The sequence below is a fragment of the Croceitalea sp. MTPC5 genome (genome assembly GCF_036985505.1).
Taxonomy (GTDB): Bacteria; Bacteroidota; Bacteroidia; order Flavobacteriales; family Flavobacteriaceae; genus Croceitalea.
Map to the genome: position 1 here is coordinate 158,460 of NZ_BTGQ01000001.1, position 13,349 is coordinate 171,808.

Annotated in this window: 9 protein-coding genes; 4 read left to right on the top strand and 5 right to left on the bottom strand. The window is 42.7% G+C overall.

Annotation, left to right across the window (positions count from 1 at the left end):
* Positions 1 to 194 precede the first annotated feature (194 nt).
* The 3 genes from AACM45_RS00745 to AACM45_RS00755 are packed head-to-tail and all read left to right on the top strand — an operon-like array spanning position 195 to position 5,044.
* On the top strand, positions 195 to 485 hold the full coding sequence (locus AACM45_RS00745) for a DUF1272 domain-containing protein (protein ID WP_339140147.1): 291 nt from the start codon (positions 195 to 197) through the stop codon (positions 483 to 485).
* A gap of 7 nt (positions 486 to 492) precedes the next feature.
* The gene (locus tag AACM45_RS00750) at positions 493 to 1,755 is read left to right on the top strand and encodes an MFS transporter (protein WP_339140148.1); all 1,263 of its coding nucleotides are present in this window, start codon (positions 493 to 495) and stop codon (positions 1,753 to 1,755) included.
* A gap of 55 nt (positions 1,756 to 1,810) precedes the next feature.
* Positions 1,811 to 5,044, top strand: coding sequence for a S41 family peptidase (locus AACM45_RS00755; protein WP_339140149.1), 3,234 nt, complete (start codon positions 1,811 to 1,813; stop codon positions 5,042 to 5,044).
* Positions 5,045 to 5,046: 2 nt separating this feature from the next.
* Here AACM45_RS00755 and AACM45_RS00760 read toward each other — a convergent pair whose 3' ends face one another.
* Positions 5,047 to 5,622, bottom strand: a complete 576-nt coding sequence (locus AACM45_RS00760; protein WP_339140150.1) for a YdeI/OmpD-associated family protein — start codon at positions 5,620 to 5,622, stop codon at positions 5,047 to 5,049.
* A gap of 85 nt (positions 5,623 to 5,707) precedes the next feature.
* On the opposite strand from AACM45_RS00760, the gene AACM45_RS00765 reads away from it, so the two are divergent.
* A complete protein-coding gene (locus AACM45_RS00765) occupies positions 5,708 to 9,106 on the top strand; it encodes a ThuA domain-containing protein (protein WP_339140151.1) in 3,399 nt (1,132 codons plus the stop codon).
* 56 nt (positions 9,107 to 9,162) lie between these two features.
* Here the strand turns inward: AACM45_RS00765 and AACM45_RS00770 are convergent, their stop codons facing one another.
* From AACM45_RS00770 to AACM45_RS00785, 4 genes are all read right to left on the bottom strand, one after another.
* Positions 9,163 to 10,692, bottom strand: coding sequence for a M20/M25/M40 family metallo-hydrolase (locus tag AACM45_RS00770; RefSeq protein WP_339140152.1), 1,530 nt, complete (start codon positions 10,690 to 10,692; stop codon positions 9,163 to 9,165).
* 63 nt (positions 10,693 to 10,755) lie between these two features.
* The gene (locus AACM45_RS00775) at positions 10,756 to 11,829 is read right to left on the bottom strand and encodes a zinc-dependent alcohol dehydrogenase family protein (protein WP_339140153.1); all 1,074 of its coding nucleotides are present in this window, start codon (positions 11,827 to 11,829) and stop codon (positions 10,756 to 10,758) included.
* 15 nt (positions 11,830 to 11,844) lie between these two features.
* The gene (locus AACM45_RS00780) at positions 11,845 to 12,372 is read right to left on the bottom strand and encodes a GNAT family N-acetyltransferase (protein WP_339140154.1); all 528 of its coding nucleotides are present in this window, start codon (positions 12,370 to 12,372) and stop codon (positions 11,845 to 11,847) included.
* Entirely contained in the window at positions 12,369 to 13,301 is a 933-nt protein-coding gene (locus AACM45_RS00785; protein WP_339140155.1) for a carbon-nitrogen hydrolase family protein, read from the bottom strand. Before AACM45_RS00785 ends, AACM45_RS00780 begins: the two co-directional genes overlap by 4 nt.
* Positions 13,302 to 13,349 lie beyond the last annotated feature (48 nt).

Sequence of the window (13,349 nt, forward strand, 5' to 3'; positions counted from 1 at the left end):
TATAAGATATAAACTTAATTTAAGTAGTTGATCTGATGTTGCTATGCATCATTATAGGGTTATTAAGGTCGGGGCGCCATATGGATACAACGGGTTTTATAAAAAAGGACTGATTCAAATAAGGGCAAGGTATTGTAACCATGGTCGATAATTTAAAAAGGGATATCGTTACCTTTAGGGCATAAATCGTTTCGATGCTCGAATTACGACCGACCTGCGAAAATTGTGACAAACCGTTACCGCCTGATAGCCAAGAGGCCATGATATGCACCTATGAATGTACTTTTTGCGTAGAATGCGTCACGGAACTTCTTGAAAACGTGTGCCCCAATTGTGGTGGTGGTTTTGAAAAAAGACCCGTACGGCCGCAAAACCAATTGGTTAAAAATCCACCAAAAGGAAATCGGGTATACAAGCCCGTAGATATGACAAGCTTCAAGGCATTGAAGAAAAAGAATGTCAATGTAGATCCCAAAGACCGATGATGAAATTATGAAGACACCTTCTTGGTATTATCTCTTACTATTGATTTTAGCGGGCGAGGCAGTATTTATACTTCCTTTTGTACTACCCCGTATTTTTAGACCGACGGTTCTAGCGGTCTTTGATTTGGATAATGTACAGCTAGGACTTTGCTTTTCGATTTATGGCCTAGTGGCGGTACCCTCATATTTGATGGGTGGCCCTTTAGCTGATAAGTTTCCACCAAGAAAACTGATTGCCATTGCATTATGGATGACTGCCTTGGGAGGGCTTTTGTTTGCTATTTATCCTGATGTAATTACACTGCAGGTTTTATACGGATATTGGGGGTTTACCACCATTTTTTTGTTTTGGGCGCCCATGATAAAAGCGACTAGGGTCTGGGGTGGTAATAATTCACAAGGTAGGGCCTTTGGCTTTTTGGATGGCGGAAGGGGGCTCACTGGCTTTTTATTTGGATTGCTCGGGGTATTTATTTTCTCGCTTTTTGTTGGGGAACAAGTTCAGGAATCCTCTTTATTGGAAAGTCAAGAAGCCTTTGCCTATGTCATTTATACCGCGATGGCCATAATTGTGCTTATTGGGGTTTTCGTGTGGTTCTTCATGAAATCGGGTGTCGATGAAAAAGAGATCTTGATTGAACGCATTTCGGTAACCGAAGTCAAAGAAGTACTCAAACTACCCGCTGTTTGGTTGTTAATGGTCATTATTTTATGTGCCTATGTGGGCTACAAGATTACTGACGTAGTCTCACAGTTCGCAAATGAGGTCATGTTATATGACCAAGTCAAAGCGGCACAGGTAGGTACCTTTTTACAGTTTTTACGACCAACTACCGGATTACTGGTAGGTTTTGTGGTTGACCGCTTTAAAATCACTTTTTGGCTTTTTCTGAGCTTGATTTTATGTATTGCAGCCGGAGTCTTGTTTAGCTCGGGTTTGATAGTACCTTCAACGACCTTATTATTTTTTATGGCGGTGGTTTTGATTGCTTTAGGGGTATATGCCGCTCGTGCCCTGTATTTCGGGGTTATGAAAAAAGGGAAGATTCCGCTTGTACTTACCGGTACTGCAGTAGGCTTGATTTCTTTGGTCGGATACACCCCTGATATTTTTGCAGGACCGGCTTATGGTTATTTTTTAGATACTTATCCTGGAGTGCAGGGTTATCAATATGTTTTCTGGATGCTTACCGGGTTTTCAGCCGTAGGCGCCTTGGCGGCATTCGTCTATTATAGGTTGTTTGAAAGCCCTAATAAGCGAAAAGAATAGTAGTGAACAATCCCTCTTTTCACTATCTTTCAGGGCTAAATCAAACCAGAAACGCATGAGAAGTCTTGCATTCGCGCTATCCCTTCTATTTACCACTTTTTTAATAAGCCAAACCAATCCAAAATGGGCACGGTACCCTTCAATCTCTCCCGACGGTTCTGCTATTGTCTTCACCTACAAAGGAAATCTATTTCGGGTAGCTACTGCCGGTGGCACGGCTACACAGCTTACGTTTCATAAAGCACACGATTATAAAGCGGTTTGGAGCAAAGACGGTAAACGTATTGCTTTTGCCTCAGATCGGTACGGTAATTTTGATGTCTTTGTAATGGATGCTTTGGGCGGTGAGGCCCAACGCTTGACATTTCATAGTACCGATGAGGTGCCCTACACCTTTGCACATGATGATGCCACCGTGCTTTTTGGTGCCGTCCGTCAAGATGCCGTTGCCCATAGGCAATATCCGACAAGCGCGCAGCCCGAACTGTATGAAGTGGCCTCAAATGTTGGTGGTGTAGGTCAAGTCTTAACCGTTCCCGCGCAAGACGTTCAGGTAAGTGCTGACGGCAGCTTTCTGCTGTATCACGATAAAAAAGGGTATGAAAATGAATTTAGAAAGCACCATGTTTCTTCCATCACCCGTGATATTTGGCTTTACGACAAAACACAGGACAAGCATCGTATGTTGACCTCTTTCAAAGGTGAGGATAGAAATCCAGTCTTATCCAAAGATGAAAAAACGGTGTATTATCTAAGTGAGGAAAGTGGTAATTTCAATGTGCATCGCTTTGCTTTGGACAATCCTTCACAGAATCAGCAACTGACCACATTAAAGACCCATCCCGTACGCTCCCTATCGTATGGAAATGGAACATTGGCCTTTGGTTACGATGGTGAAATCTACACCATGGTGGACGGGGCAACGCCGCAAAAAGTTGAAATCATTGTTAGAACGCAGAACGGAGCAAATACCGACCAATACATTTCGATTAACGCAGGGGTACGTGAAATGGCCATTTCGCCAAACGGAAAAGAAATCGCCTTTATCGCTAGGGGTGAGGTATTTGTGACCGCGGTTGAGGGCGGATTGACAAAACGCTTGACCAATACCCCTGAGCAAGAGCGTTTTGTTCGTTTTACCCCAGATGGAAAAAAAGTTGCCTATGCCAGTGAACGTGAAGGCAAGTGGCGAATCTATCAAACCTCAAAGGTTCGAAGTGAAGAGCCTTACTTTTTTGCTGCCACCTTATTGAAGGAAGAGGTGCTATTGCAAAAAGATGTGGACTGTTACTTGCCCGAGTTTTCGGCGGATGGAACATATATGGCTTTCATCGAAGATCGAAGGACCCTCAAAGTTTTGAATCTGAAAACCAAGGAGGAAATAACCATGTTGACACCTGAAGAATTGTATCATTTTCAAGACGGTGACAAATATTTTAAATGGAGCCCCGATAGCAAATGGTTGGTAATAGGATGGGGAGCTACACTTAGTAACGGTGAGATTTTAGTAATGTCTGCCGATGGAACCAAAAAAATGAACCTTACCCAAAGTGGCTATTACGATTACCTGCCAAAATGGGTCAATGGAGGAGAGCAGATTCTATGGTTCAGCAATCGTGACGGACTCAAAAGTTACGCCACAAGTGGTAGAACTCAGGGCGATGTGTATAGTATGTTTTTGACCCAAGAAAGTTGGGATAAATTCAACATGACCAAAGAAGACTTTGATTTGAAGAAGCTTTTGGAGGAAAAAAATGATGAAAAGAAAGTTGAAGATGACGCTGCTTCAAAAAAGAAAAAGAACGCCGATAAAGAAGAAGAAACCAAAATTAAACCGTTACAATTTGATTGGGATGATGTAAACGAGCGTAAAGCCCGATTGACCATACACTCTTCTAGCCTTGGTGATGCCGTATTATCAAAAGATGGCGAAAAGCTTTACTATCTCGCACGTTTTGAAAAAAACATGAACCTTTGGGAGACCGAATTGCGCACTAAAAAGACCAAAATGCTTATTTCCCTTGGCGCGAGAAGGGCAAGTTTACAGTGGGACGCAAAGCAAGAAAACCTGTTTTTATTAAAGGATGGTACCATTTCAAAAGTTGATTTGGGTGGGGCATCGACCAAGCCCGTTAAAATGAAATCTGAAATGCAGTTGGATACCGATGCCGAAAGACAGCATATGTTCGAACACGTATGGTTGCGAACCAATGCCATTTTCTATCATTCAAATTTTCACGGTCAAGATTGGGAAATGTTGCGTAAAGAATATGAAAAATACATTCCGCACTTAGGAAATTCGTATGAGTTCGCGGAAATGGTATCTGAACTATTGGGGGAATTGAATGTAAGTCATGCGGGAGGTAGGTTTAATACGAATATCCCCAATGGGGATGCCACTGCCAGTTTAGGTATATTTACTGACTACACGCATACCGGTAATGGAATCAAAATAGCCGAAATCATAAAAGGTGGACCTTTAGATAAGGCTGCATTTTCAATTACTCAGGGCAGTATCATTGAAAAAATAAATGGTGAAACGATACTTGCTGATTCCGACTGGGCGAAATATTTAAATCGTTTGACCGATCAATTTACATTACTTGACATTGTAGATCCCAAAACCCAAAAAAGACAACAAATTACGGTAAAACCCATTACCCTAAGACAAGAGAATAGGTTATTGTACAAACGTTGGGTAAAACAGAATGAAAAAGAGGTAGCTGCAAAGAGTAATGGACAACTGGGGTATGTGCATATACCAGGGATGAGTGATGGCCCATATCGTAACATCTACGAACAAATGTTGGGCAAATTTGCCGATAAGAAAGCGGTCATCGTAGACACCCGTTTCAATGGGGGTGGTGATTTAGTTGCCGACTTGGCGATGTTTTTTACCGGGGAATCTTTTATTACCTACGAAACGGAAGATCGTCAAGTTGGTGGCGAACCCACATCGCGATGGACGAAACCCACCCTTGCCATATTCAATGAATCCATGTACAGTGATGGACATTGTTTTGCCAGTGGCTATACGGATTTAAAAATAGGTAAAACGGTAGGTATGCCCGTACCGGGTACCTGTAGTTTTGCGGGTTGGGAACGGTTGCCTGATGGCGGTAGATGGGGGGTTGTTCCCGTTAGTGCCAGGAATAAAGCAGGGGAGTGGATGGAGAACAATCAGACAGCACCAATGATTCAAGTAAAAAACATGCCCGATGTCATTGATAAAGGTATTGACCAGCAATTGGAACGTTCTATAGCAGAGCTTTTAAAAGAAGTGGAATAACCTTAAAAAGTACTCCGTGATTTTACGCCCTGCGCACAAAGCTTTATAATTTCTGCAATTCGCTTCTGACGGGTCGCTTCCCGTTTGGCCTGATTTAGCCAGTATAGATAGCTTTTTCGTTGACCTCTGGTAAAACTTTGATAATTGTCGTAGGCCTTGGGGCTTTGATCAAAAGCCTCTTGTAGGTCTTTCGGTATGATTCCATTCTCAACATCATCCAAAGCAGCCCACGAACCATTTTCCTTGGCTATTTTGATTGCATGGAATCCACTTTCGTGAATAAGTCCTGCTTTTTCCAATTCAATCAAATGGTCTTTGTTTACCTTACTCCAAACGCTTTTAGCTTTTCGTGGGCAAAAGTATTGTCTGCGTTTGCCATCTCCCAGACTTTTCACCGTGCTATCTATCCAACCATAGCAAAGTGCGACCCGCACTGCCTCTTCCCATCGCATACTGGGCATTTGATGGTCAACCTTGTAGAAAATAAGATAGATTCCTTTTGAGGTTGCATGGTTTTCATGCAACCATTTTCGCCAGGCTGAATCGTTCTCAAAATAGTGTGCTGTAATTTGTGTCATATGTCGAACCTTGTCATAAAGTTAAGAACAGTTCTAAAATATCAAGATTAATTGATAGCTTTGAGTACTATCAATTCTACTACCAATGAAAAAACTGTTTACCACCGCCCTTACCTTGATTTCATTTTTGATCCTACTAAATAGCTGTGATAAAAAACGTTCCGGAGAACCAAAAGTATTGGTTTTTTCAAAGACCATGGGGTTTAAACACGCTTCAATTCCTGCAGGTATTGCCGCAATCCAAAAACTAGGAAAGGAAAATGGATTTGTAGTGGATACGACCCGAAATGCTGCCTTTTTCAACGATGAGGATCTAAAACAGTATTCAACCATTATTTTTCTAAGTACCACGGGCAATATTCTCGACCATTATCAAGAGGCCGCTTTTGAGCGATATATACAAGCGGGAGGCGGTTTTGTAGGCATACATGCCGCGGCAGATACCGAATACGATTGGGGATGGTATAATAAATTGGTCGGCGCCCAATTTCTAAGCCATCCATCGGGGACTCCCGAAGCAGACTTTATCATAAAGGATAAAAATTTCGGGGCCACTGAATTCTTTACTGATTCTATTTGGCACCGAACAGATGAACTCTATAATTACAAGAATATCAATGAAGATGTCAATGTATTGATGACCTTGGATGAGTCTACCTATGAAGGTGGGGAGAATGGAAGTTTCCATCCCATAGCGTGGTATCATGATTTTGATGGGGGACGCGCATTTTACACAGGTGCAGGCCATACCGATGAAAGTTTTCAAGAAGAGTTATTTCTAAAACATTTGTTGGGCGGAATTCAATATGCCATTGGAGCCAATACTGAATTGGATTATGGTCTGGTAACATCCCAAATTCCACCAGAGGTAGATCGGTTTTCTAAAGTGACCTTGGTTGATGGGCAGCTTTTTGAACCCACTGAGATGACGGTTTTGCCGAATAGTGATGTATTGATTGCCCAAAGAAGGGGAGAGGTCTTGCTTTATAAGGATGCTACGAAAGAACTGACCGAAGTCGCGAAATTTGATGTATATCATAAAACCCTGAAAACCCCAGGCGTAAATGCTGAAGAAGGCTTAATGGGGCTTCAAAAAGACCCTGATTTTGAAACGAACAATTGGATATATGTGTATTATGCCCCAACTGGAGATGCCGAAATCAATCGGTTATCACGGTTTAAGTTCACCAATGATACTTTTGACATGGCTTCGGAACAAATCATTTTAGAAGTCGGCAGTCAGCGTGAAATTTGTTGCCATACCGGGGGCTCTATAGCTTTCGGACCTGAGAAATTATTATACCTCTCTACAGGTGACAATTCAACTCCTTTTAACGAGAAAGAGGTCAAATATGTCAATAACGGTTATGCCCCACTAAATGATGTGCCCGGCCACCGACAATTCGACGCGCGCAGGTCTTCTGCCAACACCAATGATTTAAGGGGCAAAATATTGCGTATCAAAGTGAATGAAGATGGCAGTTATGATATCCCAAAAGGTAACTTATTTCCCGTAGGTACCGAAAAAACACGTCCCGAAATCTACACGATGGGCCACCGCAATCCGTATCGTATTTCTGTGGACGTTAAACGGGGTTATGTGTATTGGGGCGATGTCGGACCCGATTCTAGGGTTGATAGTCTAGAAACAAGAGGGCCAAGGGGTTATGATGAAATGAACCAAGCCCGTGAGCCTGGTAATTTTGGATGGCCGATGTTCATAGCAGATAACAAGGCCTACAGGGCGTATGATTATGAAACCGGGGAATCAGGTAGGGCCTTTGATGCCAAGAAACCCATAAACGATTCTAGAAACAATACGGGGCTTCAAGAGCTTCCCCCGGCTAAACCGGCATTTGTGTATTATCCCTATGCCGAGATACAAGACTTTCCCCAGGTAGGTTCTGGAGGTCGAAATGCCATGGCTGGACCAACGTATTACTCAGACCTTTACTTAGGTACTGAAAAATTGCCTAGTTATTATGATGGTAAGGTCATTATCTATGAATGGATGCGTGGCTGGATGATGGCCGTTCATTTGAATGAAGATGGTAGTTTCAATAAAATGGAACCTTTTGCCTCAGATATTAAAGTGAACAATCTTATGGATATGGAGGTTGGCCCCAACGGTAAGATTTATCTATTGGAATACGGTAGTGGTTGGTTTACCAAAAATGATGATTCTGGCCTGGGGTATATTGAGTTTAACGGCGGAAACAGGCCGCCACTTATTGATCATATGGTCGTCGATAAGACCTCGGGTCAGTTACCTTTGCAGATTGTCGCAAAGGTGGAGGCCCGCGATCGCGAAAAGGATACCATGCGTTACGTATGGGATTTTGGGAATGGCGAAACCAAAGAAACGACTACTCCGGAAATAAGCTATACCTACGATGAGGCGGGCGATTACCGTATTTCTGTAAGCGTAAGTGATGATGGGGGTGAAACTGCCAAAAGCGAATCGGTCATGGTGGTCGCGGGCAACAGCAGGCCTGAAGTTACGATTGATTTGGTAGGGGGAAATTCCTCTTTTTTCGTACCCGGTCAAGAAGTTGCCTATGAGGTTTCAGTAACCGATTCAGATAAAGACCAAAGCATCAATGAAAAAGACATCTATGTGAGTGTCGATTATTTGGAAGGGTTGGACAAGGCAGCCATGTCACTAGGCCACCAACAAGTTTCGGCTGCAGTTACGGGTAAAGCCTTGGCCCAAGCAATGGATTGCAAAACATGTCACAAAGAAGCAGAAGCTTCCATCGGACCAAATTATTTGGAGGTTGCTAAAAAATATAAGGGCCAAAAAGATGCCTTGGGGTATCTGCAAAAGAAAATCGTCGAAGGTGGCGGCGGGGTTTGGGGAGAAGTTATGATGCCTGCGCATCCTAATGTGACTTCTGACGAGTCAAGACAAATAGCAACGTATATTTTGTCTTTAGTGGATGATGGTTCAGAAAAACAATCGTTGCCTACAAAGGGAAGCATAAAGGCAGAGGCCAATCCAGGCCAGATGATGGTCATAACGGCAAGCTATACCGATGTCGGGGCCGAAGGAGCTATCCCGCTAACAGGTTCAAAATCCATAGCATTGTCAAGCAATACGGTAACGTTTCCTGAGAAAACCAAAACAGAAGGCATGCAAGCCGTTCAATTCAATGGAATGGATCTACAATTGCTCACTGCAGCTGAGGGTGGACTTCTGTTGGAGGAAATTGATTTGACCGGGGTGCAATCGGTTATGATGACCCTAGGGTGGCAAGAAGCTCCGAAAGCAGGTTATGATTTTGAAATTCGTTTAGATGATGCGAATGGTCCGGTAATCGCATCAGGAAGTATGTCACAGCCACAACCCACGCAACCTGGAGGAGCAGCCATATTACAGCTAAATGAAAAAACTACGGGCAAAAAAGACCTTTATATCTCCTATAAGATGGAAGAGGGAAAAGAGCCTTCGGTAGTGGCCTTGGTCAATGCAACCTTTAATTGATAAGCCTTTGGGAAAAAGGAGTTCTCATGGTTAAAGTGTATAACATTCGAACGAGATCATAACTTTTCGGCTAAAATGGCAATCATGGTTTTAATGCCTTCCCGATAATTACCCAATCGTAGGTTTTCATTGGGACTATGTTGGTTATTATCTCGATTGACCGTGGGTACGGTAACTGCTGGTATATTTAAAGTGGTCACAAAAGGAGCTATGGGTATGGAACCTCCACTCATTCGAATGCGAATGGGCTCTTTACCAAAGGCGGTTCGAAGTGCTTTGGTCAACCAAAGTCCGACCTCTGAGTCGAAATCGGTTCGAAAAGATTGGTACGATATTTCATAGGTAATAGTAGCGATCTTGGCATGTTCAAGGCGTTCTTGCTTGGTAGGTTCCCGATTTAAGACTAAATATCCTTGATCTTCAACATGTTCTTTGATTAGCCGTATCAAACGCTCAGGATTGGATTCTAAGACCAATCGCACATCAATCTCCGCTCGGGCCCACCCAGGAATTATGGTTCGTACTTTTTCATTGATCCATCCTGATTGCATTCCACGAATATTGAGGGACGGGTATTGAATGGCCTCTTGATAATAACTACCCACTTTATCCGTTTCCGCAACCTGAAGACGGGCCTTGATCTGGGCCTCATTGTCGGGAACTGCCTTTAAAATTTTTTCGGTCTCTGCATCGATGGAAATCCCATCATAAAACCCATCAATAGTAACTCGGCCTTCTTCATCTTTCATGGATGCCAATAATTTTGAAAGTCGTAAGGCCGGGTTTGGGGCATAGTTTCCAAAATGGCCACTGTGTTGTGGTACATTGGGTCCATAGGTCGTTAGCTGTAGCGTGGCAATGCCCCGAGCCCCAAAAGTGAGTGTGGGCTGGTTGGTAATATGCCTGGGGCCATCAAAAATGATAAGCATATCGGCTTTTAACAATTCGGTATTTTTTAATACCGCTTCTGGAAGATGGGGTGAACCCAACTCTTCCTCAAAATCCATAATGACCTTTATATTGTAATTTGGCGTTACATCACTTGATTTTATGGCATCCAACGCAGTTAAAAACATGGCCACAGGCCCTTTGGCATCGCTTGCGGATCTGGCGAATACCCGCCAATCATCGTCATAGTTTGCTATGTTTTGCCATGGTAATGCTTCCCAATCCCCATTGGCATTTTTCTTTTTGAGGGTCGGTGCATACGGACTTTCTTGAAACCATCGGGTAGTATCTACCGGTTGCCCATCAATTTGTAGATAGATGAGTACCGTTTTTTTTGCCCTTTTATGTTTTTGCTCTGCTAACAGAAGGGGAACGGTTGCCGTGGGTATTCTTGTGGTAGTGAAGCTTCGTTTCGCAAATTCCTTCTCGCACCACTGTACATTTTTTTCAATGTCTTCGGGATAATAAGCATCATTGGGTATGCTCAGCAATTCTTTTAGCAATGGAAAAGAAGCAGAAGTATATTTTTCGGTAATTGCATCCAACTTCTCAGAATCTAGCTTTTGGGAAAAGCAATGGCTGTTAAAACCTATTATTAGCATGAAGAGACAGGTACTGACGAGGTATTGTGGTTTCATTGAAAAGGGTTGTTTACCCTTAAATGTAGCAATCCTCTAGCTATTTTGCGAATACGTCCGAGACTAAAAAGAATCAATCACCAAGACACCATGGTGTTCAAAGGCGTTCATCTGGGGCAAAAGCTGGGTAGCTTCCTGTAATGAAACCGTTCGGTTTATCAATTTTTCAGGATGCAATTCACCTCGCTGAATCATGGCCAACAGTTCAGGATATTTATGTGCTTGCATGCCGTGGCTGCCCACAATCTCCAATTCGTTGGCAATCACTAGATCCATTGGAATTTTTGGGTGTTTGTGATTGCCTGTCACCAGTCCAACCTGAACATGCCTCCCCCTCTTTTTAAGATTGGCGATGGAGTTGAAACAGGTTTCTGCACTTCCCAAGGCATCTAAGGACACATCGACACCACCACGGGTATATTCTTTTACTTCTTGGACCACATTGGTCTCTAATGGGTTAATCGTAAAACTGGCACCCAACTCTTTGGCCAGGTTTAGGTTTTTTGTATTGATGTCTATGGCGATGACTTCCGCGCCAAGGGAATGGGCAATCATGACAGCTAAAAGCCCTACCCCGCCACACCCGTGAACAGCAATGGTTTTTCCCTCAGATACCATGCCTTGGGCAACAATTGCGCGATATGAGGTAATAAAACGACACCCTAGGGTAGCTGCCGTGATACTTGATATTTCATCTGGTAATTTGACCAAATTGGTATCTGCATAGTCAAGGGCCACATATTCAGCAAAAGACCCCCAATGTGTAAAACCGGGTTGCGATTGGTTGTCACAAACTTGTTGGTTATTGGTCGCACATTGTTCACAAGTTCCACAGCCACAAACAAAGGGTACGGTCACACGGTCATTTAGGGAAAATTTTTTGACGTTTTTTCCTTTTGCCACAACAATTCCCGTTAATTCGTGCCCAGGTACATGGGGTAATACGATATCAGGGTCATGACCCATCCAGCCATGCCAGTCGCTTCTGCACAAACCTGTTGCCAATACTTTAACGACGACCCCAGCGTCATTGGGTTTCGGGTCAGGTACGTTCTGAACGGCGATTTTCCCTTGAAACTTTTCAAAAACTGCGGCCTTCATAAGGTATACTTCTTTCTTGTCAAATATTTTGAGCAATCAATTGTCATGGTACTAAGCGATTCCTTCTTTTATTAAAACAAAGGTCAATCCTGTTTTCGTAGCAGTATGCAAATGACGTAGTGGTCCGTTTTTATCGATTAAGGTACCCCCCAGTTTTTGAACCGCTTTTTGTGAACGAAAGTTGTTTTGGTCCACGTGAAAAAGTACATAGTCAAAATACCTAAAGGCATAATCGATGAGTAAGGTTTTAAATGATTTGTTATATCGCCCACCCCAATAATCCCTTGAAAGAAAGGTCCAACCAATTTCTACCGCTTCTTCAGAATGTTCAGCTAGTCTATACCTTGAACTACCGATAATGGTATTGGTTAGTTTATCTACAATTACAAAAGCTCCTTTAGAAGCAATGGCTTCTTTAAAGAACTGTTTGAATACCGATAACTCATGCCTATCGGGATTTTGATGAAGTTCCCAAATTGCTGGGTCGCTGGCCACTTGAAACAGTTTTTCAAAATCTTCAACTCGTAGGGGGCGTACCAGCACCAAGTCGTTTTCAAGCCTAGGTTGTAGGTTTATCATAGGTCACGTTTTTCCTTTTTGATTTCCGGTTGATTTTTTGCTTTGAATTTAAAAATATCATTTCGAGCGTAATGTCCATTTACATCAAAATCGAGCTTACTTTCAATAATGTCATTTAAATTGAGTTCAGCGGTAAGTATTCCTGCTTCCCCAAAAAAAGGACCTGCCAATACTTTACCTTGTGGGGATACGATTACACTGCCTCCTGCACACATTTCTTCAGGTTCGCCTTTGACCAAATCTTTATAGGGGTCGGGATAAATTGATTTGGTGTAATACTGATTACAGCCCAATACGAAACATCTTCCTTCTAAAGCAATATGTTTCATGGTAGCTGTCCATTCTTCCCTTGAGTCGGCCGTTGGTGCAATGTAAATTTCCACTCCTTTTTGAAATAAGGCCATTCGGGCTAGGGGCATATAGTTCTCCCAACAAATAAGACCACCGAGTTTTCCGATTTTAGTATCAAAGGTCACCAGTGATTTGCCGTCGGCTTCCGCCCAAATAAGCCGTTCGGTACCTGTTGGTTTTATCTTGCGATGCGTTCCTAAAATTCCTTCAGTCGGTGAAATGTATACCATACTGCAGTAGAGACTTCCATTGGTTTCTTGTCTTTCGGTTATCCCTACAACAAGATAGATGTGATGTAGTTTTGAAAGTTTGACGAGCTTTTTCATGTCATCATCATCCAAAGACATGCTGTTTGCGTAATACTTCGCGTATAATTTTTTGCCTTCTGGGGTTCTACTGCCAATTTTGGCCCCAAAATCAAAACCTCGAGGATAGCCCGGAACAAAAGACTCCGGAAAAACGAGTAATTGATATCCTTTTGAAGCATTTGTTTCAATGATATGCGCCATTTTTGCCAATGTCTTTGTCTTATCAAAAAACACAGGACTATCTTGTACCAAGCCTACTTTTACCCTCATGGTTTTGGTCATTTTAAATAATTTCCAAGCAGACGAAAGTTAGTGATT